Annotated in this window: 23 protein-coding genes; 8 read left to right on the top strand and 15 right to left on the bottom strand. The window is 64.9% G+C overall.

The genetic code is table 11. The features are described from left to right. Nucleotides 1-21: 21 nt before the first annotated feature. Genes arsC through M2361_RS07330 form a run of 3 tightly spaced genes read right to left on the bottom strand, consistent with a single transcriptional unit; the run spans nt 22 to nt 1,945 of the window. Nucleotides 22-447: an arsenate reductase (glutaredoxin) gene (gene arsC, locus M2361_RS07340; protein ID WP_259247441.1), complete on the bottom strand. Its 426-nt coding sequence runs from the start codon at nt 445-447 to the stop codon at nt 22-24. Nucleotides 448-476: 29 nt separating this feature from the next. Beyond that, nucleotides 477-1,622, bottom strand: coding sequence for an ArsO family NAD(P)H-dependent flavin-containing monooxygenase (locus M2361_RS07335; RefSeq protein WP_259247440.1), 1,146 nt, complete (start codon nt 1,620-1,622; stop codon nt 477-479). Then, nucleotides 1,622-1,945, bottom strand: coding sequence for a helix-turn-helix transcriptional regulator (locus tag M2361_RS07330; protein ID WP_259247439.1), 324 nt, complete (start codon nt 1,943-1,945; stop codon nt 1,622-1,624). Before M2361_RS07330 ends, M2361_RS07335 begins: the two co-directional genes overlap by 1 nt. Before the next feature lie 180 nt (nt 1,946-2,125). On the opposite strand from M2361_RS07330, the gene M2361_RS07325 reads away from it, so the two are divergent. From M2361_RS07325 to M2361_RS07315, 3 genes are all read left to right on the top strand, one after another. Further along, complete coding sequence (locus tag M2361_RS07325) at nt 2,126-2,632, top strand: arsenate reductase ArsC (protein ID WP_259247438.1); 507 nt, start codon at nt 2,126-2,128, stop codon at nt 2,630-2,632. Between the two features lie 12 nt (nt 2,633-2,644). After that, entirely contained in the window at nt 2,645-3,925 is a 1,281-nt protein-coding gene (locus tag M2361_RS07320; protein ID WP_259247437.1) for an arsenic transporter, read from the top strand. Between the two features lie 152 nt (nt 3,926-4,077). Beyond that, the gene (locus tag M2361_RS07315; RefSeq protein WP_259247436.1) at nt 4,078-4,914 is read left to right on the top strand and encodes a universal stress protein; all 837 of its coding nucleotides are present in this window, start codon (nt 4,078-4,080) and stop codon (nt 4,912-4,914) included. Nucleotides 4,915-4,964: 50 nt separating this feature from the next. Here the strand turns inward: M2361_RS07315 and M2361_RS07310 are convergent, their stop codons facing one another. The 7 genes from M2361_RS07310 to M2361_RS07280 form a co-directional block, all read right to left on the bottom strand. After that, a complete protein-coding gene (locus M2361_RS07310; RefSeq protein ID WP_259247435.1) occupies nt 4,965-5,750 on the bottom strand; it encodes a helix-turn-helix domain-containing protein in 786 nt (261 codons plus the stop codon). A gap of 212 nt (nt 5,751-5,962) precedes the next feature. Further along, nucleotides 5,963-6,616, bottom strand: coding sequence for a response regulator transcription factor (locus tag M2361_RS07305; protein ID WP_259247434.1), 654 nt, complete (start codon nt 6,614-6,616; stop codon nt 5,963-5,965). Further along, a complete protein-coding gene (locus M2361_RS07300) occupies nt 6,613-7,713 on the bottom strand; it encodes a PAS domain-containing sensor histidine kinase (RefSeq protein WP_259247433.1) in 1,101 nt (366 codons plus the stop codon). Before M2361_RS07300 ends, M2361_RS07305 begins: the two co-directional genes overlap by 4 nt. A gap of 124 nt (nt 7,714-7,837) precedes the next feature. Continuing rightward, nucleotides 7,838-8,383, bottom strand: coding sequence for a hypothetical protein (locus tag M2361_RS07295; RefSeq protein ID WP_259247432.1), 546 nt, complete (start codon nt 8,381-8,383; stop codon nt 7,838-7,840). Nucleotides 8,384-8,385: 2 nt separating this feature from the next. Beyond that, on the bottom strand, nt 8,386-8,823 hold the full coding sequence (locus M2361_RS07290; RefSeq protein WP_259249255.1) for a CBS domain-containing protein: 438 nt from the start codon (nt 8,821-8,823) through the stop codon (nt 8,386-8,388). 174 nt (nt 8,824-8,997) lie between these two features. Continuing rightward, nucleotides 8,998-9,450: a universal stress protein gene (locus M2361_RS07285; protein ID WP_259247431.1), complete on the bottom strand. Its 453-nt coding sequence runs from the start codon at nt 9,448-9,450 to the stop codon at nt 8,998-9,000. A 42-nt stretch (nt 9,451-9,492) separates the two neighbouring features. Beyond that, nucleotides 9,493-9,918, bottom strand: coding sequence for a universal stress protein (locus M2361_RS07280; RefSeq protein ID WP_259247430.1), 426 nt, complete (start codon nt 9,916-9,918; stop codon nt 9,493-9,495). Between the two features lie 185 nt (nt 9,919-10,103). On the opposite strand from M2361_RS07280, the gene M2361_RS07275 reads away from it, so the two are divergent. After that, on the top strand, nt 10,104-12,848 hold the full coding sequence (locus M2361_RS07275; RefSeq protein WP_259247429.1) for a cation-transporting P-type ATPase: 2,745 nt from the start codon (nt 10,104-10,106) through the stop codon (nt 12,846-12,848). 121 nt (nt 12,849-12,969) lie between these two features. Here the strand turns inward: M2361_RS07275 and M2361_RS07270 are convergent, their stop codons facing one another. After that, the gene (locus M2361_RS07270; protein ID WP_259247428.1) at nt 12,970-15,063 is read right to left on the bottom strand and encodes a transcriptional regulator; all 2,094 of its coding nucleotides are present in this window, start codon (nt 15,061-15,063) and stop codon (nt 12,970-12,972) included. A gap of 125 nt (nt 15,064-15,188) precedes the next feature. Here M2361_RS07270 and M2361_RS07265 point away from each other — a divergent pair, with 125 nt between their 5' ends. Then, nucleotides 15,189-16,064: a class I SAM-dependent methyltransferase gene (locus M2361_RS07265; RefSeq protein ID WP_259247427.1), complete on the top strand. Its 876-nt coding sequence runs from the start codon at nt 15,189-15,191 to the stop codon at nt 16,062-16,064. Between the two features lie 188 nt (nt 16,065-16,252). On the opposite strand, the gene M2361_RS07260 is transcribed toward M2361_RS07265, so the two are convergent. Continuing rightward, nucleotides 16,253-17,161 (bottom strand): LysR family transcriptional regulator, encoded by a 909-nt coding sequence (locus tag M2361_RS07260; protein WP_259247426.1) that lies wholly within the window; start codon nt 17,159-17,161, stop codon nt 16,253-16,255. Between the two features lie 123 nt (nt 17,162-17,284). Here M2361_RS07260 and M2361_RS07255 point away from each other — a divergent pair, with 123 nt between their 5' ends. From M2361_RS07255 to M2361_RS07245, 3 genes are read left to right on the top strand one after another with little or no spacing between them, the layout of a single operon-like run. Continuing rightward, nucleotides 17,285-18,685: a D-serine ammonia-lyase gene (locus M2361_RS07255; RefSeq protein ID WP_259247425.1), complete on the top strand. Its 1,401-nt coding sequence runs from the start codon at nt 17,285-17,287 to the stop codon at nt 18,683-18,685. Next, a complete protein-coding gene (locus tag M2361_RS07250; protein ID WP_259247424.1) occupies nt 18,682-19,668 on the top strand; it encodes a tripartite tricarboxylate transporter substrate binding protein in 987 nt (328 codons plus the stop codon). The genes M2361_RS07255 and M2361_RS07250 overlap by 4 nt, the downstream gene beginning before the upstream one ends. 11 nt (nt 19,669-19,679) lie before the next feature. Then, entirely contained in the window at nt 19,680-21,203 is a 1,524-nt protein-coding gene (locus tag M2361_RS07245; protein WP_259247423.1) for an amidase, read from the top strand. Here M2361_RS07245 and M2361_RS07240 read toward each other — a convergent pair. From M2361_RS07240 to M2361_RS07230, 3 genes are all read right to left on the bottom strand, one after another. Beyond that, entirely contained in the window at nt 21,192-24,296 is a 3,105-nt protein-coding gene (locus tag M2361_RS07240; protein ID WP_259247422.1) for an efflux RND transporter permease subunit, read from the bottom strand. The genes M2361_RS07245 and M2361_RS07240 overlap by 12 nt on opposite strands. Then, nucleotides 24,293-25,435: an efflux RND transporter periplasmic adaptor subunit gene (locus tag M2361_RS07235; RefSeq protein ID WP_259247421.1), complete on the bottom strand. Its 1,143-nt coding sequence runs from the start codon at nt 25,433-25,435 to the stop codon at nt 24,293-24,295. The genes M2361_RS07240 and M2361_RS07235 overlap by 4 nt, the downstream gene beginning before the upstream one ends. 113 nt (nt 25,436-25,548) lie before the next feature. Beyond that, on the bottom strand, nt 25,549-26,166 hold the full coding sequence (locus M2361_RS07230; RefSeq protein WP_259247420.1) for a TetR/AcrR family transcriptional regulator: 618 nt from the start codon (nt 26,164-26,166) through the stop codon (nt 25,549-25,551). Between the last annotated feature and the right edge of the window lies 1 nt (nt 26,167).

Genomic DNA, 26,167 nt, shown 5'->3' with positions numbered 1-26,167 from the left:
GGGCGGTGTGCCATCGGGGGCTTAGCGCACGCGCTGTCCGTGCTCGTCGATCACCGCTTCGCCGTCTTCTTTCACGAAGGCACCGCGTTGCGCTTCTTCCAGAATGTCCAGCACCAGCTCGGACGGCCGGCACAGCCGCACGCCCTTGGCCGTCACCACAAAGGGGCGGTTGATCAGAATGGGGTGTTCAAGCATGGCGTCGATCAGGGCGTCGTCGGTGAGCGATGCGTCGTCCAGGCCCAGTTCCCGGTAGGAGGTTTCCTTTTGCCGGATGGCGTCTCTTACCGAGAGGCCCGAGCGCGCGATCAGGTCAAGCAGTGTGGCGCGGTCCGGCGGCGTTTGCAGGTATTCGATCACTTGCGGTTCAACGCCGGCATTGCGAATCAGCGCCAAGGTGTTGCGCGACGTGCCGCACTTGGGGTTGTGATAGATGGTGACGGTGCTCATGGTGTCCTGTCAGGTTGGTTTAGGTGGAGTTAGGTCGGAATGGAAGAGGGGGAGTCAAACGAGGAAGGTTCAGAAGCGGGCGCTTCAACACGGCGTGGCGTCAGCGGATCAGCCTGAACATAAGCAGCCACCTCCAACGCCGTGGACTTGGCCGTGCGCATGATGCCGACCAGCGTGGCGGACGCAAAGCCCGTCCACTCGCCATACCCAAGCAGCCACAAGCCGGGCATCGCCGACGCCTGCGTACCCGCCAGCGGGACCCGGCCTTCGGCATTGATGACGCCCAACGGCGCCAGGTGATCCAGCGCGGGCCGGAAGCCCGTGCACCAGATGACGGCGTCCACGTCGGTGGCGCTACCGTCCGGCCAGACGACGCCCTGTGGCGTAAAGCGCAAGAACGGCCGCACCGAGTGCAACACGCCGCGTTCTCGGGCCTCGCGCACGGGCGCAACCATGACGACGTCGCCGAATCCACCGGGAAGATCGTCCGGCTGCTTGCCCTGTTGCAACGCCTGCCAACGCGCCGTGGCCCGTTCGAACAGCACCCGGCCGTCCACGTCATCGGGCAAGAACAGGGGCTCGGTCTGCGTGACCCAGGTGGTGTCCGCCACGCGGGATACCTCGGCCAGAATCTGCGCGCCGGAGTTGCCGCCGCCCACGACCAGGACGCGCTGGCCGGCAAAGGGCGCGGGTGACCGGTACTGCGCGGAATGGATCTGCCTGCCACGGAACTCGGACGCGCCATCGAAGGGCGGCACGTAAGGTTTGCTCCAGGTGCCGGTCGCGCTGACCACGGCGCGGCTGCGCCAAACTCCTTGGTCGGTTTCGACGATGAATTCGGATTCGTTCTTGCGTACCGCATTCACGACCACGGGGCGGTGCACGTTGAACCCGTGGCGGCTTTCATAGCGCGCCAGGTACTCGACAACCTGATCGCGGGTGGGATACCCAGGCACAGCCGGCATCGGCCAACCCGGCAAGGAACTCCATTGCGCGGGGGAAAAAAGCTGCAACGAATCCCAGCCATTCGTCCAGGCGCCACCCGCTTGCGCGCTGGCGTCCAGCAAGACGACATCAAGCGACGTGCGCTTCAGGAAATAGGCAAGCGCCAAGGCGCTTTGCCCCGCGCCCACGATCACCACATCCGCCTGGCGAGCAGAGGAGGGCAGCGTCATTACTGGCACTCCGCGTCCTGGGGCCGCTCGGCGCACGCCACGCCGGCGCAACACTCGGCGGTCAGGTAGTCCACCAGCCCGTACATCAGCGTGGTGTTGGCGCGATAGCGCATGAAGCGGCCTTCCTGCTCAACCGTCAGCAGGCCGGCTTGCGTCAGCGCTTTCAAGTGGAACGACAGGTTGGTGGGCGGCAAGCTGAGTTCGGTGGCGATCTGGCCCGCCACGCAGCCGTCAGGCGCGGCCCGCACGAGCAGCCGAAAGATGTCCAGCCGGACGCCCGAGGCGAGCGATTCGAAGACGATGACTGCGGTGTTTTTGTCCATGTTGCGAATACTACAATATTTGTTGAACTATTGGAATTTACGTTTTAAGCTGGCGTCGCCGACTTGAAGTCGCCGACTTGAAGCCGCTGCGGCGGCAAGCCTGCACGCCATGTCTGGCGTGGCATGCCGCCTTCGACGTCCGCCTCCCTATACGTCCACCTCAACTCACGAGTCCTCATCATGACTGACAAGGTCTACAACGTACTCTTTCTTTGCACCGGCAATTCCGCGCGCAGCATCATGGCCGAGGCCTTGCTCAACACCCTGGGTAAAGGACGCTTTCACGCCTACAGCGCCGGCAGCCAGCCGGGCGGCACGGTCAACCCCTTGACGCTGGAAAAGCTCAAGGCCCTGGACTATCCGACAGATACCCTGCGCAGCAAAAGCTGGGATGAATTCGCCGCGCCGGATGCGCCGCAGATGGATTTCATCATCACGGTATGCGACAACGCGGCCGGCGAAGTTTGCCCGGTGTGGCCTGGCCAGCCCATTTCGGCGCATTGGGGGTTTGAGGACCCGGCCGCCGCCGTCGGTTCGGAAGACGAACGCCGCCATGTGTTCGAAAAGGTGTTCCGTCAGATCTCGTCGCGCATCAACGTCTTCACCAGCTTGCCTATCGCGGCGTTGGACAAGGCCGCCATCCACCGAGAACTGAAGCAGATCGGCGTCGAGCCGCCCAAGGCCTGACGAGACGCCCGCATGTTCGCCGCAATAACGATCTTCATCCTTACCCTGATCCTGGTCATCTGGCAGCCGCGTGGCTTGGGCATCGGCTGGAGCGCCAGCCTGGGCGCGGGGCTTGCCTTGGCCGCCGGCGTGGTGCAGGTGTCGGACATTCCGGTGGTGTGGAACATCGTCTGGAACGCCACGGCCACTTTCATCGCCGTCATCATCATCAGCCTGCTGCTGGACGAGGCCGGTTTCTTTGAATGGGCCGCGCTGCATGTGGCGCGGTGGGGCAGGGGCAACGGCCGCGCCTTGTTCGCCTTGATCATTCTGCTGGGCGCGGCGGTGGCCGCGCTGTTCGCCAACGATGGCGCAGCGCTCATCCTGACCCCGATCGTGATGGCCATGCTGCTGGCCCTGGGATTCACGCCCGGGGCGACGCTGGCGTTTGTGATGGCGGCGGGCTTTATCGCCGACGCCGCCAGCTTGCCGCTGATCGTGTCGAACCTGGTGAACATCGTCTCGGCCGACTTCTTCGACATCGGTTTCAACCGCTATGCGGCGGTGATGGCGCCGGTGAACGTCGTGGCCGTGCTGGCGTCGCTGGTGGTGTTGTTCCTGTACTTCAGAAAGAGCATTCCGCAACGGTATGACGAAAGCCAGCTCAAGCCGCCCGCCGCGGCCATCCGCGACCTGAACACGTTCCGGTCAGGATGGGCGGTGCTAGCGCTGCTGTTGATTGGTTTCTTTGGGCTGGAACCGCTGGGCGTGCCGGTCAGCGTGGTGGCGGCCGTGGGCGCAGCGATACTGCTGCTGGTGGCCGGTCGTGGCCACAAGATCAGCACGCGCAAAGTGATCCGCGAAGCGCCGTGGCAGATCGTGGTTTTCTCGTTGGGGATGTACCTGGTGGTGTACGGCTTGCGCAATGCCGGGCTGACCCAATATCTGGCGGATATGCTGAGCCGGTTCGCAGAGCAGGGCGTCTGGGCGGCGACCTTTGGCGCCGGGTTCATGGCCGCGCTGCTGTCGTCCATCATGAACAACATGCCCACGGTGCTGGTCGGCGCGCTATCCATCGACGCCAGCCAGGCAAGCGGCGTGGTGAAGGAAGCGATGATCTACGCCAACGTCATCGGCAGCGATCTGGGCCCGAAGATCACGCCGATCGGCAGCCTGGCCACCTTGCTGTGGCTGCACGTACTGGAACGAAAAGGCACAAGGATCTCTTGGGGCTACTACTTCAAGGTGGGCATTGTGCTGACGCTGCCGGTGCTGGCGTTGACGCTGGCGGCCTTGGCGATCAGGCTCGGTTGACGCCTGCCGCCCGCCCTGCAATGGCGGGCGGCAGGGAGCCCGGAATTTCGTCCCCGATTTTCCGTTGATAAAGGTCAACATCGAAACTTCAGGACGGCTCAGCATGGTTCTTGGAGGCGGGTGGCCGCCGACTGGCAACAAGGTGACTAACCATGTTCAGCCGTATCGCGGTTCATCTGGACAATGGGGTCGACTGCGCCCGCCGCATCGATCTGGGCCTGAGCCTGGCCAAGGCGCATGACGCCCATCTGACCGGCATCTTCGCCAGCTACATGCTGCCGGGCTATTTTTACGACGCCGCGGGGCTCTGGGTGCGCTCGATAGACATGGCCCGCGAGATGAACACCCGGGGCCGCGCCGCCGTCCAGGCCTCGTTCAGCCAAGCCGCGCTAGACGCGGGCGTGGCCGTGTCGTGGCGGCAAGGGGACGACGCACCCGCTGAATGTGCGGTGCGGCATGCGCGGTGTTCGGACGTACTCATCATCAGCCAGCAAAACGCCTACGACCTGTACGCCGCAACGGGCAATAATTTTGTGGAGCAAACCTTGCTGACCGCCGGCAGGCCCGTGATTGTGCTGCCCTCGGTGGGCGCGTTTCCAAACATCGGCATGCGCATCCTGTACTGCTGGGACCGGGGCAGGGAAGCCGCCCGCGCCATCGCCGACGCCGCGCCGCTGCTGCGCAACGCCCGGGCGCTGCGCGTGCTGGTCGGCACCCCTGATGCGGACGTCAAGCCTGAGGCCGGCGTACCCTTCGAAGATCTGGCGGCCTACTGCGCCTGCCACGGTTTTCCGCAACCCGAGCAAGAATCCAGGAACATGGACGACACCGTCATCGGCGACGCGATCCTGAGCGCGGCGGCGGATTTCAATGCGGACCTGATCGTCATGGGGGCCTACGGGCACAGCCGCATGCATGAATGGGTGCTGGGCGGCGCCACCCGTTCGCTGCTGGGCGCCATGACCGTACCGGTGCTGTTCTCGCATTAGCCAGGGCGTGGCGGGGCGTAGTGGGACACGACAAACGACGCTACGCCGCGCTAGACGCTACCGACTTTCCTCAAGGCTTCCAAATTGCGAATTTCCAGGTTCCGCCTGCTGACGCTCAGCAGCGACGCCGTTTGCATCCGTCCGAAGGTTCGGCATACCGTTTCGATCGTCATGCCCAGATGGTTGGCGATGTCTTCGCGTGTCATCTTCAGCGTGAATTCGCGGGCGGAATAGCCATTGGCCGCCATCTGTTCCGACAGGTTCACCAAAAAACGCGCGATGCGGCCCTCGGTCGACATGCAGCCCAACGCCGTCAGCAGGCGCCGGAACTGGTTGACCTCTTGGGCGATCAGTTTGTTGAATTCGCGCGAGGCCACCGAGTCGTGCAGGCAATTGGACATCAGCTCGTCGAAGGGCAGCACGCACACCAGCGAATCTTCCAACGCGATGGCATCGCACTCGTGCGCGCCCGTGGCGATGGCATCCAGCCCCAACAACGCACCGGCAATCGGAAACGCCACGATCTGCTCGGAACCGGATGGGTTGGTGACGCGGATCTTCATCGACCCGGCGCGCAGGTAATACAGATTCAACAAGGAGTCGCCGGCCCGGTAAACGGATTCGCCACGGTGGACCAGGCGCCAGTTGCGCGCCGTATCGTGGATAGGTTGGAGGTGATTGTTGCGACCCGGCTGGCAGATTCGCGCCATGCCGCAGAAGTCGCAATCAGCCGGCAGCCGCACCGGTCCATCGTGGATGCCGGTGCCGCGCCGGGCGGCCCCCCGGGATCCGTTGCCTGGGTAGGGGACAAGGGAAGGGACAAGGGAAGCATCCATGGCTGCGCCTCACGTCAGGTGAAGATGGCCGCCGGGTGAAAAATGGAGGTTTCACGGGCCATCTGGCACACTCCACCGCCAGTCTGCATCATCAAACTCGCTTGCACTATCAGCGCAGCCCGCCAGTTTTCAGGGGAAACAGACTACAGCTGTAGGCGTATTCCTACGAGCAGGGCTACCGAGGCGTGATGAGCGCTGCGTGGTGTCCCTCATCACTTGCCGGAGCTGGCCTCGTCGTCAAACAAATCGTGCTTGATGGCGTAACGCACCAGGTCGGCCTGGTTGCGCAACTGCATCTTCACCAGGATCCTGCCCTTGTAGGTACTGACGGTCTTGATGCTCAGGCACAGTAGCCGCGCAATATCCGAATTACTCATGCCCGACGCCAGATACCGGAATACGGACAGTTCCCGATCGGACAACAGCAGATGCGGCAGACCGCTGACATCGCCGTGCCGCTCGAACACGATGCTCTCGGCAAGCGACCGGCTCAGGTAGCGGCCGCCAGCCGCCACCTTGCGCACGGCCTGCACCAGTTCGTCGGCCGCGCTGTCCTTGGTCAGGTAGCCCGCCGCGCCGGCCTTGATCGCCTGCACGGCGTATTGCTGCTCGCCATGCATGGTCAGCACCAGGATCGGCACCTTGGGAAAGTCCGCCTTTATCTGGCGGATCAGGCCCACGCCATCGCGGCCCGGCATCGACATGTCCAGCACGATCAGGTCCCAGGGCCGCATCGCAAGCTGCCGCAGCGCTTCCGAGCCGTCTCGCGCTTCGCCCGCCACCGTGATGTCGCCCGCCTGTTCAAGCAGCCGCCTGAGCCCTTCGCGCAGCAAGGTGTGGTCGTCGGCAAGCATCAGGGTGATCAATTCATTTCCCCTGGCAAGTTCGGATGTTCGGCGGGCACCTTGGCCTCCAGGCGAAAGCCCCCTTGCTTGCGCGTGGTGATCGTGACTTCGCCATTGAGCAGCCGCACGCGCTCGCGGATGCCTTGCAAGCCCAGCGACATGGGCAGCTTCTTGGCAATGCTGTCGGGCGTTGTGCCCACGCCGTTGTCCTGCACGGTCAGGCTGCAATGGGTAGTGGTGCAGGACAGGTGCACCTGCACCTTGCTGGCCTGCGCGTGCTTGGCGATGTTGGTCAGCGCTTCCTGTACCACCCGGAAGAGGGTGGTGGCCACCCGTTTGGACGGTTCGGCCGGGCCGATTTCGATGCGGGCGTCGGTATCGATACCGTATCGCGACACAAAACCAGCCACCAACCATTCGACGGCGGCGGCCAGGCCCAGGTCATCCAACATGACTGGGCGCAGGTCGGAAGCAATGCGCCGCAACGACGCGAACGTGCTTTTGACCAAGGCGCGCATCACCTGCACACGTTCCCGCACCCGCTCGCGTGCTTTCGGGTCATTCGCGCCGATGGTGGATTCCAGTTGCGACAGTTCCATCGTCAACGCCGTCAGGCTTTGGCCCAGGTCGTCGTGCAGTTCGCGGGCAATGTGCTTTTTTTCTTGTTCGCGCACATGCAGCAAGGCGTTGGACAAGCGGGTCAGTTCATCGCGCGAGGCGCGCAGCGCCTGATCGATGCGTTGCCGCTCGGTGACGTCACGCAGGAAAATGGACAGGAATACGCCGGATTCCGTATGCGTCTGCGAGATCGACGCTTCCATGGGAAATTCTTCGCCGTTGGACCTCAAGCCCCACAACGGCGCGCCCTGGCCCAGTTGACGCTCAGAGATGCCCGTGTGCTTGAAACGGTCGACATGCCTGGCGTGGACCTGGCGAAAGCGCACGGGTATCAGCATGTCCAGCTTGGCGCCGATGGTGCTTGCGGCATCGCGAAGGAAGACACGTTCCGCCGCGGCGTTGAACATCACGATATGCTGCTGCCCGTCGATCGTGATGATCGGCTCGGTGGCGGACTGGATGATGTCGATCAGCGGAGGTGCGTTCGACGAATTTCCCATTGCGTAGCATTGCCCTGGACGGGGGCTGCGACAACCAGCGACGAATCATTGCAGCACACATTGCCACGCGAATCCAGATCGCAAAAGACCGCTCCGGGAGGGGTAGGGCGTTTGGTTGGGGCGCTTAATCCACGGCGGGTATCACCTGGGCGTCGTCGCGGCCCGCCGGGGTGGCCGCGGCCACCTGCTCTTTGAAGCGGAAAAGGGACGCATCGCATTCTTCCGCCAGTACGTCTGCCTGCTTCAACAGCAGGATCGATCGGGGCTTCTTGCCCGCCAAGGTGGCGATATCGTCGACAGCGCGAAACCCGCCCACGCCCGACATGACGCAGATCACGGAATAGGCCGGCAGAAAAGACGCTTCGGTCTTCAGGAAGGCGCGCATGGGCGCGGCAAGGGAACGCAGCCAAACCGGCGCCACCAGCACCACATGGTCCAGCACATCCAGCTCGGGCCCGTCATACCGATACGCCGGGCTACGCTTGAACAGGCTGTCCACGACACAGCGCAGGTCGCCGGACAGGCCGGCCCTGGGTTTGGCGTCCCGGATTTCCCACGCCGGCCAGCCAGACGCCGTGGCCAGGCGTTCGGCCACGGAGCGCCCCGTGCCGGAACGCGAATAGAAAATAATGGCTGTGCGCGACATCATGGCTCCTTGTTCGAGCGGCACGCTCAGGATTCCTGCGCCAGCAGGGCGCGCAGGATGTCGCGGCGGCTCACCACGCCCACCAGCTTGCCGTCGCGGGTGATGGGTACCCGCTTGATGCCGTGCTTGAGCATCACGTCAACAATCTCGGACAGGTGCGCGGTGTCGTCCAGGGTCATGACGGGGCGGCTCATCACGGCGGCGGCGGTGCGCTCGCCTAACTGCAAGCTATGCAGAAATTCCAGGTTCAACGCCTCGCCTTGCGCCAGCAGCGACAGCCAATGGTCTTTTTTCTTTTGATGCACGCTGTCCTGGCGGCGCACCAGATCGCCTTCGCTGACCAGGCCGATCAATTCGCCGCTGTCGCCGGTCACCATGACGGCGCTGATGTTCTTGTCCAGCATCGCGTGAATAATCGTCGACACCGGTGTACTTGCACTAACGCAAAAGGGATCTTGGGACATCAGGTCGCGTGCCAGCATCATGTTTCTCCAGAACGCCAGCGTCCAAGCCTGTCCACTGTATCGTTGCTTCCATCTTGTTCCGCCGGGCGCGGTGGATATTGATATTGGTCAACAGAGATGGGCGGCGGGTGCAAGATACCGCCACCCGTCACCGCCCACCCGCATCGGCCCCGGCTAGCCGTCCGGCGCCCGCACCAGCAGCACGGGCACTGCCGCGCCGCGCATGATGGCCTCGGCGCTGCTGCCCAGCACCGCCCGGCGCACTCCGCGACGCCCGTGGGTACCCATGACAATCAACTCCGCCTTCCAATCGTCGGCCTCGTCCAGCACGCGCTGGTGGACGGTGCGGTCCAGGTTCTCGTACAGCACGCTGTCGGCCTCGACACCCGCCGCGCGCGCCGTGCTCACGGCGGCTTCAAGCAGCTTGGCGCCGGTCTGTCGCGTCAGGTCCAGGAGTTCGCCCGCGTGATAGCGGTAGGCGTCGACCGTCATCGCGAACGACAGCTCATCCACTACGTGAACCATGCGCATGTTCGCCTTTGTCAGTTGCGCCATGCGTATGGCTTCCTTCAAGCCCGCCTCGGAGGTGGCGCTTCCATCGATGGGCACCAGGATACGGTTGTACATGTTGATTCTCCGGCAAAGCAGGGCGCGGGCAATGTCCGCGTGCTAGTTGATAAGCACCACCGGGATATGGATGGTGTGCAGTACCTTCATCGCCACCGAGCCAAGCAGCAGGCTACCCGCCGCGCCCAGCCCGCGCGAGCCCATGACGATATGGTCGCAGTGCTGTTCCGCGGCGTAGGTCTTGATGGTGTCGGCGACGGCGCCCACGCGCAGCTCGGCCTGGTACATGACGCCGGCGGTATCCAGCATGTCTTTCGCCTTCGCCAGGGCCATTTTGGCTTCGTCTTCGTAGTATTCCTGGATGGCGGCCGCCGAAATGAAGGTCAGTACTGTGCCGGACACGATCGGAAGCTGCACGTTCAGCAAGTGAAGGGTGCAAGGACCATATTCGCGCACGCGATCGATCATGTAGCGCACGGCCCGCAGGGAGTTGTCCGAGCCGTCGACGGGGATGAGTACGTTCTTCATGGTGTCTCCAAGAGTTAAGGGGCTTGGCGTAGTGGGACTGAGCGCCTGCTATCAGCATGATCCAGCCTTCAAGCACGGTGTTGATCCACATCAATCTTCTTCAAGCTGGCCGTGCGATGCTTGGGGGGCCGTACCCCGGATGGCCGTACCCCGGAAGGCCCTACCCCGGCACAGGAAATCCACCCATGCAAGACGCCGCGCAAGAACAGAACGGTTCCCCCTGGCACGCCCAAGCGGGCGACGCGGTGTTGGCCGATTTGAAGGCCACGCCCAAAGGCTTGGACCAGGCCGAAGCCGAATCCAGACTGGCCACCTTCGGCCCCAACCGGCTGCCGGTTGCACGCCAGCGCGGCATGCTCAGCCGCTTCCTTGCACAGTTCCACAACGTTCTTATCTACGTGCTGCTGGGCTCGGCCGCCATCACCGCGTTTCTGGGACATGGCGTCGACACCGGCGTCATCCTGGCCGTTGTCCTGGCAAACGCCGCCATCGGTTTTATTCAGGAAGGCAAGGCAGAGAAGGCCATGACGTCCATCCGCCAGATGCTGGCTCCGCGCGCGAATGTGTTGCGCGATGGCGAGCGCCGCAGCATCTCGGGCGAGACCCTGGTGCCTGGCGATATCGTGCTGCTGGAGGCGGGCGACCGCGTTCCGGCGGATATACGCCTGCTGGCGGCGCATTCCCTGCGGGTACAGGAAGCCGTGCTGACCGGGGAATCCGTGCCCGTGGAAAAGCACACGAACCCCCTCGCCACCGACGCGGCGTTGGGCGACCGATCGCCCATGGCCTATTGCGGCACGTTGGTGGCAGCCGGGCAGGGCAGAGGGGTAGTGGTGGCAACCGGCTTGCAAACGGAAATCGGGCGGATCAGCACACTGCTGGACACGGTGCAAACGCTGACCACGCCCCTGGTCAAGCAAATGGATGGCTTTGGCAGGTGGCTGACCGCCGTGATCCTTGCCGTTGCCGCGCTGCTGCTGGTGCATGGCTACTTCGTCCATGGCTACGAATTCACCGAACTGTTCATGGCGGTGGTCGGCCTGTCGGTTGCCGCCATTCCGGAAGGGCTGCCGGCCGTGCTGACCATCACGCTGGCCATCGGCGTGCAGGCAATGGCCCAGCGCAACACCATCGTGCGGCGCCTGCCCGCCATTGAAACGATAGGCGCCGTGTCCGTCATCTGCACCGACAAGACCGGCACTTTGACCCGCAATGAAATGGTCGTGGCCACCGTCTTGACCCCGCAACACGTCTTGGCGCTGGACGGCGTGGGCTACGAACCCAAAGGAAGCATCCTGCTTGACGGCGCGGCCGTAGAGGCGTCAAACCATGGCGTGTTGCAGGAACTGGCACGCGCCGGCACGCTGTGCAACGACGCCGCGCTGCGTCAGCATGATGGCGCTTGGGTGGTCGAGGGCGACCCGATGGAAGGCGCGCTGCTGGCGTTTGCAGAGAAAGCCGGCGCGGACGTCCAGAAGCTTCGGGCGGGCTGGACGCGCACGGACGCGATCGCCTTCGATTCGCAGACGCGCTTCATGGCAACGCTGTGCCACGACCATGAGCGCCGAGCGTTCATCTATGTGAAGGGCGCGCCGGAACGCATCCTGGCCATGTGCGCCCACCAGCGCGCCAACGATGGCGGTGTCGAACCGCTGAACACTGCGTATTGGCACGCGGAATCCGACCGCATCGCCGCCAGCGGCCAACGCCTGCTTGGGTTTGCGGTGCGGTCCATGAAGCCCACGCATACCGTGCTTGAGAACAGCGATGTCGACGGAACCTTGACGCTGCTGGGCATGGTGGGAATGATCGACCCGCCCAGGGCCGAGGCCATCGAGGCGGTACGCGCCTGCCGAGAGGCCGGCATCCGCGTCAAGATGATTACCGGCGACCACGCCAAGACCGCCGCCGCCATCGGCGCGCAGATCGGCCTGCAAGACACCCACACCGTGTTGACCGGCGCCGACCTGGACGGCCTGAGCGACGCCGCGTTGCGGCAGGCGGCCCAGGACTGCGACATCTTTGCCCGCACCAGCCCCGAACATAAGCTGCGCCTGGTCATGGCCCTGCAATCGCAAGGCATGATCGTTGCGATGACCGGCGACGGCGTCAACGACGCCCCGGCGCTACGCCGCGCCGACGTGGGCATCGCCATGGGAGAGAAGGGCAGTGAGGCCGCCAAGGAAGCGGCTGAACTGGTGCTGGTAGACGAGAACTTCGCGTCCATCGTCGCCGCCGTGCGCGAAGGCCGAACCGTCTACGACAACATCAAGAAAGTGGTTAGCTGGACGCTGCCCACTAACACCGGTGAAGCCTTGACGGTGATCGTGGCGCTGCTGGTCGGCACCAGCCTGCCTGTCACGCCGATCCAGATTCTTTGGGTCAACCTGGTGACCGGGGTCACGCTGGGGCTGGCCTTGGCCTTTGAACCCACGGAAGAAAACACCATGCGCCGGCCCCCGCGCGCGCCCAGCACACCGCTGATCGGCGGCGAACTGGCTTGGCACATCTTGCTGGTAAGCGTGTTGTTCCTGATCGCCGTGTTCGGCATCTTTCACTACGCCACGGCAAGCGGCTACTCGATGGGGCTGGCGCACACCATGGCGTTCAACACGCTAGTGGTTATGGAAATCTTCCATCTGTTCTTCGTTCGGAACATCTACGGGACGTCGCTGACGTGGAAAGCCGTGGCGGGTACGAAGGTGGTCTGGGCGATGGTGATAGCCGTGACGGCCGCGCAGTTCGCGGTGACGTACTTGCCGCCGATGCAGGTCATCTTCGGCACGGAGTCGGTGCCGGTGTGGGATGGGGTGTTGATCGTGGGCGTCGGCGTGGTGTTGTTTGCGGTGCTGGAGGTTGAAAAGCAGATTCGGTTGGGGATCAGGCGGGCCAGGTCCGGGACGAGTGCAAGGCGGAAGGTTCTGGTGTGAGCAAGACGTTGCTGGCGGGGTTGATTACGGATAGATAGCGTTGGATGACAGCTTGCGGCTGGGATATGGGCAGGGCTTCGTCTATTTGTCACTTTACATAATACACATTATGCGATTTCCATTAAGCCAAGCCGATCTTCATTGCCGCTAGTCTGAACAAGCCCTCCGCATCCGTCGTCAACCGGAACGCGTTCAACAAATCCGCCACCCGATACGCGGGATTTGCCTGATGAATCAAGGCCACAAACCCCAGCGCCTCGTCCTGCCTCTCGGCCAGCGCCAAACAATGCGCGGCGATCGCCAAGATGTGCAGGTGCGCATTTGGACGCATGGCCGCCTTCACGCCCCAATCGGCGGCTTCCTCAACGCGCCCCAATCGGACCAGCGCCAACGCACGCACGGCCAGCATGCCGAACATCAAGGGATCAAACGGGCTCAGATGGCGGGAATGATCGGCCGACCCGATCGCCGCCTGCGCGTCGCCCGACTGGCAATGGACGAAGCCCAAGGTGTAGTGCCCCAGCGCAAAATTCGGGCTTAGGTCTACCGCTCGCTGCAATTCCGCCAGCGATGGGTCCTGGCTGCCGCGCAGCCACAGCGCCCGGCCCATGGCCCAATGCGCGGCGGGATCCCGGTCGTCGGCGGTCAAGCTCTGGCTTGCGGCTTGGTACGCCAGATCCATAGCCGGGTTCTGCTCGCCCCAGCGTTGGAAAGCGTCCTGCCAATGCGTGAACGACAGCCCGGCGTACGCGCGGGAATACGTCGGGTCCAGCCGCACCGCCATCTGGAAGAAACGTCTTGCCTGCGCGTTGTCAACTTGGTTAAAGCGGTACATGTGCCACAGGCCGCGATGGTGCGCCGACCAGGCGTCCAGCGAATTGGGTGGCGTGAGGATGGCGCGCTCGCGCTCGGCGGATTCAACTTCGATCTCGACCGAGGCAACGATCCGGTTGCCGATCTCGTCCAGCGCCACAAAGGCGTCGTCCACTGCGTGATCGAAGGTTTCTGCCCACACGATGCGGGCGGTCCGGGCTTGGACAAGCGCCACGTCAACGATGATCCGCTTCGCATGCCGGCGCAACATGCCGCTGACCACGAAGTCCACATTCAACGTTCGACCGGCCTCTTCCGGCCCGACGCTGCGCTGGTCCAGGGCGAAGACGGTGCCCTGGGCAATGACGAACAGGCTACGCAGCTTGGCCAGGCGGGTGATGATGTCGTAGGCCAAGCCATCGCCCAGCCCTCCCCGCACACCGTTGCGTGCCGATGCGTCTGTGAAAGGCATGACCGCGATCGAGGCGCGTCGGGTTTGGGCCTTGCCCCCTTCTGGCGATGCGGCAAGCGCGGCGATGCCGGGCGCTGCCGACGGCTCAGGGGGCTCGTGCGTCGCCGGCGACTTAGGCAAATCTGGCGACCTGGGGAACTCAGCCGGCGCCAGCCGTAACTGCCGCCATTCATCCCGCAACGGACGCCAATCCAGCCCTTCGTCTTCAAACGCGCGGATCGCGGCGGCCAGGTGCTCTTCGCCTTCGCGTAGCTGCTGACGCGCGTTAAGCGATTGCAGCATCAACACATGCGCGTGCCGGTCGAAGGGAGCAAGCCGCAGCCACTTGTCCAGGCAGTCGTAGCGTTCTTCGGATCCGTCGGGCAACGTCGTCGCCAGGTGTTCCAGCACCGCCACCTGGCAGGCTCTGAACCGCCGCCGTTGCGCCACCAGCCAGCTATCGAACATTGGGCAGGATCGGATCAGCAATCCGTCCAGGAAATCTCCGGCAAACAGCGCCGCCAACATGCGTAGCCGCTCCGTGCCGACGTTATTGATGCCCTGCCGCATCGCCTGTTCGATGTCGACCACATCCACACGGCAATCGTGCAGGTCCAGCGTGACGCTGTCTTGCGCCGCCTGGACGCGGGGGTGGCCCGGATCGTCCAACAAGGTTCTTGCCTTGCTGAGACACCAGCGAAGTTCACCGCGCGGATCATTCGGGATGTCCCAGAGCAGCTCACACAGATGCGCGCGGGAAACGGGGTGCGAGGCCAGCGCCAGGTAGGCCACCAGCGCACGCAGCTTGCGAGATGGCGGCAACGGCACAGGCTGACCCGCCCTGCTGATGGCTGTTGGCCCCAGCAGTTGAATACGGATGGTGCTTACCTCGGGAAATCCCTCCCCGCCAGCCGCCTGGGATTCCACGCCGGCTACCACGCTAGCCTCCACGCGCCCGCTCTACGGTTGAGTACCGATTGCACGAACCGCGCAAGCCGTTTGGCCCCTGCCCTTGCATCGGCACCGTGCCGGCGATATCCGCCGGTGCTTTTTCCTTGTATTGATGGAGACAGACCATGTCCGCATCCGATATTGCCGCTGTTCCCGAAGCACAGGCTCCCGCGCAAACTCCCGCCCAGGCCTCCCCCCCGCCCACCCTTGCCGCCGTGAAGACCCGGCAGCAAGCCACCTGGTCTTCCGGAGACTATGCCGTTATTGGCACCACGCTTCAGATCGTGGGCGAGCAGCTGTGCGAAGCCCTTGATGTGCGCGCCGGCCAGAAAGTGCTTGATGTGGCGGCCGGCAACGGCAACGCGTCGCTGGCCGCCGCACGGCGTTGGTGCGAGGTGACGTCGACCGACTATGTGCCCGCGTTGCTTAGCCGTGGCCGCGAACGCGCCGCCGCCGATCGGCTGAAGATTGAGTTCCAGGAAGCCGATGCCGAAGCCCTGCCCTTCGCGCCAGGCAGCTTTGACGCCGTGGTTTCCACCTTCGGCGTGATGTTCACGCCCGATCAGGACAAGGCCGCCGCCGAAATGATCCGCGTGTGCCGTCCGGGCGGCAAGATCGGCTTGGCCAATTGGACGCCGGAAAGCTTCGTGGGCCAGATCTTCAAGACCATCGGCAAGCATGTGCCGCCACCGGCCGGCGTCAAATCGCCCGCGCTGTGGGGCACCCGGGCGCGCATCGACGAGATGTTCGGCGCGCACGCCTCGGCGATCCAGGTGGAAGCGCGGCACTTCGTGTTCCGCTATCTTTCGCCAGCGCATTTTGTGCAGATATTCAGAAGCTATTACGGCCCGGTCCTCAAGGCGTTTTCCATGCTGGAGCCTGCCGCGCAAGCCGCTCTGGAAAGCGATCTGCTGGCGCAAATAGACCGGTTCAATCGCTCTGGCGACGCGACGATGGTGGTGCCCAGTGAATACCTTGAAATCGTGATCACCCGGCGGTGATCCGAAGCAGGCAGCAAGCAGCGGATGGTTCATGGCGCGACGCCTGTGCGCCCCAGCGCAAGGAAAGCGGATGGGACGATGCGAAGCCGTGATAGGCAAGGCTGGCGCGCGGGCTGGCTGCCCGCCGTCAGGCCGGTGCTGATCCTCTGGCTGAAATCATACGCCTGGCGCGGCGTGTGCCTATAGGGTCATTCCGCATTCAACTGCGTGCGCAGGCTGGCGATGAACGCCTTGGCCGCTTCCGGCAGCACACGGCCGGCCAGCGTCTGCACTTCAAAGTGGCGTTCGTTCATTTCGCGGTCGCGCAGCGGCACGGCCACCACTTGCTTGCCGCGCAGCCGATAGCGGATGGCCAGTTCGCCGCAGAACGCCACGCCGCCGCCTGCCCCGGCAAAGGCCACCAGCGCGTCGACGCTGCGACTTGAGAACACGGGTTCGCACTGCAATTGCTGGCGGCTGCAACTGATGTCGATCAATTGCCGCAAGGTGGAATCGGCGTCGGGCAAGGCCAGCGGATAGGCCATCAATTGCGCCAGCGAGACGTCGGCGCGGCGCGCCAGCGGATGGTCGGCGGCCACCACCGCGCGCACGGGCGCGGGCATGCGCAGTTCAACTTGCATGTCGCGATGCGAGGTCAGGCCCAGCGTAATGCCGATGTCGGCCGCGCCATCGCGCACCCGCGCCGGCACCTCGCGCTGCGAACACACCTCCAGCGTGAAGCGGATGCCGGCGTATTGCTTGCGGAATTCCGCGATGGCGGCCGGCACCACGTCGTGCACGAAACCTTCGGTACAGACGACCCGCACCAGCCCCTGGCGCAAACCGCGCAGGCCCATGATTTCGCCGCTGACGCGCTCTACGTCCTGCTGCGCGCGCTTGGCGTGCGCCGCCAGTAATTCGCCGGCGGCGTTCAAGACCATGCCGCGCGATCGGCGTTCGAACAGCAAGGTGCCCAGCTCGCGCTCCAGCCGTGCAATCTGGCGGCTGACCGCTGACGGCGCCACTTCCAGCTTTTCCGCCGCCACGCTGACAGAGCCGCAGCGCGCCACTTCCAGGAAGTAGCGAACGGCCATTTCTTGCAGGACTTGCACGTTCATCGGGTTTCCCCATGGTTTGCGTTAAGCGCAACGAACAATTCTAACAACGCATATTGCCGCAACGCTAAGGCCGAGCCTAGGATGTGACCGTTCGATGACGTTTTTCATTTTGCAACCGTGTTCATGCCACCGTCCCACGCCTCCGTTTCCTCTTTGTCCTTGCAAGCGCTGCGTGCCGCGCGGCCTGCGTTGTGGACCCGTTCCGACAACGGCGCGGCTCCTGCGGCCGCACTAGCCGCCGCACCCTTTGGCTTGGCCGACGTACATGCCGCGCATGACCGCTTTGCGCGTTTTGCGCCGTTGCTGGCGCAGTTGTTTCCGGAACTGGAAGAATCCGCCGGCGTGATCGAATCACCGCTGCTTGAGGCCGCCGCCATGCAAGAGGCGCTGGGCTTGCCGGTGGCATCGGGGCGGCTGTGGGTGAAGGCCGATCACGCTTTGCCCGTGGCCGGTTCGATCAAGGCACGCGGCGGCATTCATGAAGTGTTGGAATTCACCGAGAAGCTGGCGCTGGAACGCGGTTTGATCGCGCCGGGCGATGACTATCGCAAGCTAGGCACGCCAGAGGCGCGTGCTTGCTTTGCGCAATACCAGGTGGCCGTGGGCTCGACCGGCAACCTGGGCCTGTCGATTGGCGTGATCGCGTCGGCGCTGGGGTTTCGTGCCGCCGTGCATATGTCTTCGGATGCCAAGGAATGGAAGAAGGCGCGCCTGCGCGCTCGCGGCGTCGAGGTGGTCGAACATCAGGGGGATTACGAAAAAGCCGTGGCGGCCGGCCGCCGTCAGGTCGAGGCCGATTCGCACGGCTATTTTGTTGACGACGAACGATCGGCCTCGCTGTTTCTGGGTTATGCAGCCGCCGCCCTGGCGCTGCGTGACCAGCTTGCGCAGGCCGGCATCGTGGTCGATGCTGAGCATCCGCTGTTTGTATACCTGCCGTGTGGCGTGGGTGGCGCGCCGGGCGGCATCGCCTTCGGCCTGTCGCTGCTGTTCGGTGCGCACGTGCATTGCTTCTTTGCCGAGCCGGTGCAGTCGCCCTGCTTTCTGCTGCGCATGATGGCCGGCAATGGCGAATTGCCAGGCGTGCCGGTGCCGCCGTCCGTCTACGACATTGGGCTGACCAATCAGACCGAGGCTGATGGCCTGGCCGTGCCGCGCGCGTCCGAACTGGCGTATGACGCGGTCGGCCACTTGCTGGCCGGCGTCTACACGGTGGCGGACGACACGCTCTACGGCGACCTGGCACGCCTGCATGACAGCGAAGGCTTGCGTATCGAGCCGTCGGCCGCCGCGGGTTTTTCCGGGCCGCGCCTGTTGCTGGGCAGCATCGCGGGCCAGCAATGGCTGCGCCAACATAAGCTGCTGCGACACATGCCGCGCGCCACGCATCTGGCCTGGACCACGGGCGGGCTGTTCGTGCCGGCCGAAGAGTACGACCGATTTCTGAACCGCGGGCAAGAACTCGCGGCAACTCCCCAGGCGCCGACAGACGCGCCGCCCCTCCACCACTCTTGTCGAGCATGACCATGAAGACTCCCTTGATTGCCCTTTCCGTCGCCTTGGCCGGCGCCTTCGCCCTCCCCGCCGTGGCCAGCGCGCAGAATGCCTACCCGACGCGCCCCGTGACCCTGGTGGTGCCCTTCCCGCCCGGTGGCGCCACCGACGTGCTGGGCCGCGTCATCGCGCAAAAGCTCGGCCAGGAACTGGGCCAGACCATCGTGGTGGAAAACCGCGCCGGGGCAGGCACCGCCATCGGCGCCGGCTTCGTGGCCAAGGCCGCGCCTGACGGCTACACGCTGTTTGTCAGCTCCGGCACCACCTTCACGGTCAACCCCGCCATTCAGAAAAAGCTGCCTTACGACCCGGTCAAGAGCTTCGAGCCGATCGGCATTGTTGGCCGCACCGGCTTGGCGCTGTTGGCCAACCCCGAGGTGCCGGTCAAGAACCTGAAGGAACTGGTGGCCTACGCCAAGGAACGCAGCAAGGAACCGCCCGCCTATGGGTCGTTTGGCGCCGGCACCACCGCACACTTCGTCGGTGCAGCCTTCCTGTCGGCCGCCGGTATCCAGATGATCCACGTGCCCTACAAGGGCAGTGCCCCTGCCATGACCGACCTGATCGGCGGCCAGATTCCGTTCTCGGTCGACACCGTGGCGGCCGCGCTGCCGCAAAGCAAGCAAGGCAAGGTGCGCGTGCTGGCCGTGTCGGCTCCCGCGCGGTCTAGCTTCCTGCCCGACGTGCCGACCTTTGCCGAACAGGGCTATCCGTCGGTGGCCATGGACACCTGGCTGATGGTCGCCGCCCCGCGCGGCCTGCCCGCCGACGTGAAGACCAAGCTTGAAACCGCCTTGCGCGCCACGGTCGCGTCGCCCGACGTGCGCAAGAGCCTTGAGGCGCAGGGCTTTGAAGCGGCCTTCTCCAGCGCCGCCGAGGGCGAAGCGCTGATCCAGAAAGAACTGCCGCAGATGCGCGATGTTGCGCAGCGCGCCAACATCACGATCGATTAAAGGAAGCATTCATGGCACTGGACGATACGCTCGTCACCTTGTCCGCGGTGGAGTTGCGGCGCCTGATCGGGGCGCGTCAACTCTCGCCGGTGGAACTGCTGGAGGCGTGCATTGCGCGCGTCGAGGCAATCAACCCCTACATCAACGCCGTGACCGCCACCGCGTTCGAGCGGGCCCGCGCCGAAGCGCGAGCCGCCGAACAGGCGGTGATGGCGGGCGACACGCTGGGCCTCTTGCACGGCCTGCCGCTGGGCGTGAAAGACCTGGAACCCACCGCTGGTTTGCTGACCACCTTTGGTTCGCAGATCTATCGCGACCATGTGCCGACGGAAGACGTGACGCTGGTGGCGCGCCTGCGCCACGCCGGCGCCATCGTGGCCGCCAAGACCAACGTGCCCGAAATGGGCGCGGGCGCCAATTCGCGCAACACCGTGTGGGGCGCCACCGGCAACCCGTTCAACCCCAACCTGAATGCGGGCGGTTCCTCGGGCGGCTCGGCTGCGGCGCTTGCCACCGACATGTTCCCGCTTTGCACCGGGTCGGACACCGGCGGCTCGTTGCGCATTCCGGCATCCAAGTGCGGCGTGGTGGGCTTTCGGCCGTCGCCTGGCGTGGTGCCCAGCGTGCGCAAGCTGCTGGGCTGGACGCCGATTTCCGTCGTCGGCCCGATGGGCCGCACGGTGGCCGACGCCTGCCTGCAAATGGCCGCCAGTGCCGGCCCGGACGCCGGCGACCCGCTCAGCTATCCGCTGGACCCGCTGCAATTCCTGACCCCCGGCACCGCCGACCTTGGCCGCCTGCGCGTGGCCTATACCGAAGACTTCGGGGTGTGCGACGTGGACGACGGCATCCGTGCCACCTTCCGCGCCAAGATCGCGGCCATGCGCCACCTGTTCGCCGCCTGCGACCCCATCGAGCTGGACTTCGGCGACGCCCACCGCTGCTTTGACGTGCTGCGCGCCGAGGCCTTCGTGGCCGGCATGCGCGACGCCTACGAGAAAGACCCCAACAGCCTCGGCCCCAACAGCCGCGCCAACTTCGAAATGGGCGCGGCCATGAGCTTGAAGGATTGCGCCTGGGCGCAGGCCGAGCAGACGCGCTTGATCAAGCGTTTCCAGCGCGCCTTCGACGACTACGACCTGATCCTGTCGCCCACCACGCCCGTCTCGCCGTTTCCGTGGACGCAGCTGTATGCCGAGTCCATCAACGGCCGCCGCCAGGAAAACTACTACCGCTGGCTGGCGCTCACGTATGTGATCACACTGACCACCCACCCTGCCCTGACCCTGCCTTGCGGCAGCGACCACCTGGGCATGCCGTTTGGCATGCAGATCATCGGGCGCTTCCGAGGCGACCGCGAAGTGCTACAGGCGGCGCAAGGCATGGAGCAGGCCTTTGCGGGCAACGCCGAACTGCAACGCCCTCGGCCGAACCTGGCGGCGCTGAAGCCGGCGGACCCGTCATTGACCTCAATCGTGACGGTGCCGCCGGACGCCGCCACGGGCGGGTCGGCGGGGAACGTGTCAGCGGTGTAGCTGATGCAAGGCGCCGGCCGCCTGGGGTTCCACGGCCGGTGTCTGCTGCGGGTTGATGCGGAACCAGATGGCGTACAAGGCCGGCAGGAACACCAGCGTCAATACCGTGCCGCCAATGGTGCCGCCGATCAGCGTGTAGGCCAGCGACCCCCAGAACACCGAGAACGTCAGCGGAATAAACGCCAGCACGGCGGCCAACGAGGTCAGGATCACCGGCCGCGCGCGCTGCACCGTGGCTTCCACCACGGCGTGGAACGGCGTCAAGCCTTCCTCTTCGTTGATATGGATCTGGCCCATCAGGATCAAGGTGTTGCGCATGATGATGCCGGCCAGACCGATCATGCCCAGGATGGCGTTGAAGCCGAACGGCTGGTTGAACAGCAGCAGCGTCGGCACCACCCCCACCAGCGCAAGCGGCGCGGTCAGCACGACCATGATCATGGCTGACATCGACCGCACCTGGAAGATGATCACTACCAGCATCAGGATGAACATCAGCGGGAACACGGCAGCCAGCGCCGCGTTGGCCTTGCCCGCTTCTTCCAGGTCGGCCGCCGCCACGATGTGGTAGCCGGCCGGCAGCGCCGCGATGATGGGTTGCAGCTTGGGCAGGATCTGCTTGGAGACATCCGGCGGCTGCACGCCTTCGGCCACGTCGCCGCGCACGGTGATGGTGACCTCGCGGTCGCGGCGGCGCTGGATCGGGTTTTCCATCCGCACCTCGGTATGGCCGATCTGATCAAGCGGCACCCGCTGGCCCGACGATCCCACCAGCGTGAACGCGCCGATCTCGGCGGGATCCAGGCGTTGCGCCCCGGCGCTGCGCGCCACCACCTCCACCGAGCGGATGTCTTCGCGCACCCGCGTCACCGGGATGCCCGTCAGTAGGAACTGCAACTGCTGCGCCGCGTCGGTGGAGCTCAGGCCGATGGCGCGCAACCGGTCCTGGTCCAGCACGAAATGCAGCGTGGGCGCGCGCTCGCCCCAGTCGGTGTTGACCTGCCGCATCGACGGGTTTTCCTGCATCACCTGACGCACCTGTTGCGCGATCTGGCGCACGGTTTCTTCCTGCGGCCCCGCCACGCGAAACGCCACCGGGAACGGCGAGTACGGCCCGAACACCAGTTGCGACACCCGCACCCGCGCCTGCGGCGCAAGCTGATCGGCCACCGCCTGGCGCGCACGCAGCTTGAGCGCGTCGCGGTCCTTTTCGCTGCTGGTCAGCACAATGATCTTGGCGAACGAGGGGTCCGGCAGTTCTGGTGACATCGCCAGATAGAAGCGTGGCGCGCCCTGCCCGATGTAGCTGGTGACAAGCTTCGCTTCGGGTTGCTGAGCCAGCCATTTTTCCACCGACGTGACCGCCGCCGTGGTGCTTTCGATGCTGGAACCCTCTGGCATCTGCACTTCCAGCAGCACCTCGGGCCGATCGGACACCGGAAAGAACTGCTGCTTGACCTGGCCCAGCCCGACGAACGCCAGGATGAACAAGCCGACCACGCTGAGCGCAACCTTCTTCTTGTGCGCCACCGCCCACACGATGCCACGTCGCAGGCGTTGATAACCGGGCGTGCCGTAGATGGCCCCATGGCCGCCCTGCACGGGTTTGATCGTGGGCAAGAGCTTCACGCCGATGTAAGGCGTGAACACCACCGCCACCACCCATGAGGTCAGCAGCGCGAACGCCACGACCCAGAAGATGTTGCCGGCGTATTCCCCGGCGGTGGACTTGGCGAAACCCACCGGCATCAAGCCGATGGCGGTCACCAAGGTGCCCGCAAGCATGGGCGCGGCCGTGTGGCCCCAGGCGTAGGTGGCCGCCGCGATGCGGTCCATGCCCTCTTCCATCTTCACGACCATGGTTTCGATCACGATGATGGCGTCGTCCACCAACAGCCCCAGCGCCAGGATCAGCGCGCCCAGCGTGATGCGGTCGAAGTCGCGGCCCGTGGCAAGCATGATGACGAACACCCCGGCAAGCGTCAGCGGCACGGCGGCCGCCACCACCACGCCCACGCGCCAGCCTAGGCTGACCAGGCTCACCACAATCACCACCACCAGCGCCACGAAGAACTTCAGCATGAACTCGTCGTAGGCCTCTTCGATGTTGACGGCCTGATCCGTGATCTTGGTGAAGCTCATGCCCAGCGGCAGATCCTTCGCGATCGCGTTGGCCTCGGCCGCAAGCGCGCCGCCCAGTTCCAAGCCGTTGTGGCCTTCGCGCATGACCACACCCAGCATCAACGCGGGTTCGCCCTGGCTGCGGATCAAAAACGTGGCGGGATCTTCATAGCCGCGCTTCACGTCGGCCACATCGCCCACGCGCAAGGTACGGCCGCCGACCACGATGGGCGTTGCGCGAATTTGCTCCAGATCGTCAATGGCGCCATCCAGGCGAATTTGCACCTGTTGGCCGTGCGTCTGCACCGAGCCCGCCGGCGTCACCTGATTGCGCGCGTTGAGCGCGGCAAAGAGTTCGCCCGGCGACACACCCAGCGTTGCCAGCCGCGCGTAGGAGAACTCCACGAAGATGCGCTCGGGGCGCTCGCCCAGGATGTTGACCTTCTTCACCCCTTGCACCTTGAGCAGGCGCTGCCGCAGTTCCTCGGCCTCGCGCACCTGCTTGCGCTGCGGTTCGCCGTGCGCCTTCAAGGCGTAGAGCGCGAAGGTCACGTCGCCATACTCGTCGTTCACCATCGGGGGCAGCACGCCAGGGGGCAGCTTGGCGGCTTCGTCGCCCAGCTTCTTGCGCGCCTGATAGAACTCTTCGGCCACGGCCGAAGGCGGCGTGCTGTCTTTCAAGGTCACCGTCATGAAGGCAAGACCGGGCCGCGTGAAGGTCTCGGTGCGGTCGTACCACTTCAGTTCCTGCATCCGCTTTTCCAGCGGTTCGGACACCAGGTCCTGCATCTCCTGCGCCGTGGCGCCGGGCCAGGCGGTGACCACCGTCAGCGTCTTGACCGTGAAACTGGGGTCTTCCGCCCGCCCCAGTTGCAGGAAGGCGAAGATGCCAGCGGCCGACATCGCGATGATGAGAAACAGCGTGACGGCGCGCTCGCGCACCGCGATCGCCGAAATATTGAACCCGCTCATTGCGCCGCTCCCGCCGTGGCGGCCAGCGCGCGCCGGCCCTGCGGCGCGGCCACGCGCACCGTCTCGCCCTCATGCAACAGGTGCGCGCCCAGCGCCACGAAGCGCTCGCCCGGGGCCAGGCCCGCGCTGACGGCGGCGGTCTCTTCCCCCAGGCCCGCCAGCGTGACGGCACGCCAGCGCACCTGCGTGGGCTCGCCCGACAAGACCCAGACACCCGGCCCACGGCCCTCATCGTGCAGCGCCGCCAGGGGCACTTGAAACACCGGCTTGCCCTGCGCGCCCGCAATCGATACCGAGATGGTGGCGCCCAGCGGCGCTTGCGCGGCCTTGGGGTCAAGCACGTAGCGCGCCGCGAACGTGCGCGTGCGCGGATCGGCGTAGTCGGACAGTTCTCGCAGTTGCACCGGAATGGGCTGGCTTGAGCCGCCATACAGCGTGGCTTCGCCGGTGGAACCCAAGGCCGGCCGCACGGTTTCGGGCAGATCAATCAAGGCCTCGCGCTGGCCCGACCGCGCCACGCGCACCACCGGCTGCCCCGCCGTCACCACCTGGCCGGGCTCGGCCAACGTGGCCATGACCACGCCATCGGCGTCGGCGTAGAGGGTGGCGTAACCCGTTTCGTTGCGCGCCACATCGGCCTGCGCCTGCGCCGCGCTGAGATCGGCCTGGGCCGTATCGGCCGCGGCGCGGGCCTGGTCATAGGCGGATGCCGACACCGCGCCCGCGCCCACCAGGACGCGATAGCGCTTTTCGTCCGCCGCCGTTTGCGAAGCGCGTGCGCGGGCGGCATGCACCGCCTGCAAACGCGCCCGTGCCGCCAAGGCCAGGTCGGTGGGATCCAGCCGCATCAGCGGCTGGCCGCGCTTGACTTGCTGGCCCGTGTCGACCAGGCGTTCGGCCACTTTGCCGTTCACCCGGAACCCCAGATCGCTTTGCACCCGCGCCACCACCACGCCGGTGTACACCCGGGTCGCCGGGGCTGGTGCTTGCACCGTGGCAACCCTGACCAGCGGTATGCCGGTACGCGGATCATCGGCTGCGCCGGGGCTACAACCAGACAATGCGCCGGCCAATGTGCCGGTCAACAAGACGGCCATGATGGCCGGGATCGCCGTGACGGCAGAACGACGAGAAACCATAAGACACCCCTGGGGCAATCGGATTGCCGCGCAGTTTGCGTCTAATGACCAATATTGTCAATAGTCACTAAATGGGATTTTGCGGGGGTCAGATCGGACCCCACTTCCAGCACTCAGGGCGCCAGGCTGCGCAGCACCAGGCTCGCCACTTCACGCGGGGCGTCCGGCAAGCGGTCCAGGTTGTACTGAAGCAAAAGCGGACTGATGAAGGGCAGCATCACCAGATAAATCGACCGCGCGGTTTCGTCCAGCGGGGTCTTGCGCTCGAACTCGCCCTGCTCTCTTCCTTCGCGCAGGATGTCGGTCAGGATGGCTCGCATGCGCTGTTCGTAGGCCTGAGAGGAAGCCCATTTTTCCAGTGAGGAATGCGCCGCGATTTCATAGAGCTTCCTGTCCTGGAAAAACAACTCCGCTGAGAGCTCCACGGCACTCAGGAAGAAGCGGCGAAAACGGTCGGTGGGCGATTCGGCCTGGGCGATGGCCTGCTCCACGCCCGCCATCAACTGGCCCAGCACGTTGGTGCAGATGGCCTCGCCGATGGCCTGCTTGGAATCGAAGAACTTGTAGATGTAGGCCTTGGAAATGCCGATCTCGCGCGCCAGGTCGGACACCGTGGTCTTGTCGTAGCCATAGTGGCTGAAGTGCGTGTTGGCCGCCTGGACGATCTGGTCTCGCACGCTGTGATCGGTCGGTCCGCGATGGCCTTGGGATTGCTGGGACGAGTCGGACATA

The sequence above is a fragment of the Achromobacter sp. JUb104 genome (assembly GCF_024806975.1).
GTDB classification, from domain to species: Bacteria; Pseudomonadota; Gammaproteobacteria; order Burkholderiales; family Burkholderiaceae_B; genus Achromobacter; species Achromobacter spanius.
This window is presented reverse-complemented; position numbering and strand designations above follow the sequence as displayed.

Coding starts and splice junctions, on each gene's coding strand:
- arsC (WP_259247441.1), bottom strand. CDS start 447: ATGAGCACCGTCACCATCTATCACAACCCCAAGTGCGGCACGTCGCGC.
- M2361_RS07335 (WP_259247440.1), bottom strand. CDS start 1,622: ATGACGCTGCCCTCCTCTGCTCGCCAGGCGGATGTGGTGATCGTGGGC.
- M2361_RS07330 (WP_259247439.1), bottom strand. CDS start 1,945: ATGGACAAAAACACCGCAGTCATCGTCTTCGAATCGCTCGCCTCGGGC.
- M2361_RS07325 (WP_259247438.1), top strand. CDS start 2,126: ATGACTGACAAGGTCTACAACGTACTCTTTCTTTGCACCGGCAATTCC.
- M2361_RS07320 (WP_259247437.1), top strand. CDS start 2,645: ATGTTCGCCGCAATAACGATCTTCATCCTTACCCTGATCCTGGTCATC.
- M2361_RS07315 (WP_259247436.1), top strand. CDS start 4,078: ATGTTCAGCCGTATCGCGGTTCATCTGGACAATGGGGTCGACTGCGCC.
- M2361_RS07310 (WP_259247435.1), bottom strand. CDS start 5,750: ATGGATGCTTCCCTTGTCCCTTCCCTTGTCCCCTACCCAGGCAACGGA.
- M2361_RS07300 (WP_259247433.1), bottom strand. CDS start 7,713: ATGGGAAATTCGTCGAACGCACCTCCGCTGATCGACATCATCCAGTCC.
- M2361_RS07290 (WP_259249255.1), bottom strand. CDS start 8,823: ATGTCCCAAGATCCCTTTTGCGTTAGTGCAAGTACACCGGTGTCGACG.
- M2361_RS07285 (WP_259247431.1), bottom strand. CDS start 9,450: ATGTACAACCGTATCCTGGTGCCCATCGATGGAAGCGCCACCTCCGAG.
- M2361_RS07280 (WP_259247430.1), bottom strand. CDS start 9,918: ATGAAGAACGTACTCATCCCCGTCGACGGCTCGGACAACTCCCTGCGG.
- M2361_RS07275 (WP_259247429.1), top strand. CDS start 10,104: ATGCAAGACGCCGCGCAAGAACAGAACGGTTCCCCCTGGCACGCCCAA.
- M2361_RS07265 (WP_259247427.1), top strand. CDS start 15,189: ATGTCCGCATCCGATATTGCCGCTGTTCCCGAAGCACAGGCTCCCGCG.
- M2361_RS07260 (WP_259247426.1), bottom strand. CDS start 17,161: ATGAACGTGCAAGTCCTGCAAGAAATGGCCGTTCGCTACTTCCTGGAA.
- M2361_RS07255 (WP_259247425.1), top strand. CDS start 17,285: ATGCCACCGTCCCACGCCTCCGTTTCCTCTTTGTCCTTGCAAGCGCTG.
- M2361_RS07250 (WP_259247424.1), top strand. CDS start 18,682: ATGACCATGAAGACTCCCTTGATTGCCCTTTCCGTCGCCTTGGCCGGC.
- M2361_RS07245 (WP_259247423.1), top strand. CDS start 19,680: ATGGCACTGGACGATACGCTCGTCACCTTGTCCGCGGTGGAGTTGCGG.
- M2361_RS07240 (WP_259247422.1), bottom strand. CDS start 24,296: ATGAGCGGGTTCAATATTTCGGCGATCGCGGTGCGCGAGCGCGCCGTC.
- M2361_RS07235 (WP_259247421.1), bottom strand. CDS start 25,435: ATGGTTTCTCGTCGTTCTGCCGTCACGGCGATCCCGGCCATCATGGCC.
- M2361_RS07230 (WP_259247420.1), bottom strand. CDS start 26,166: ATGTCCGACTCGTCCCAGCAATCCCAAGGCCATCGCGGACCGACCGAT.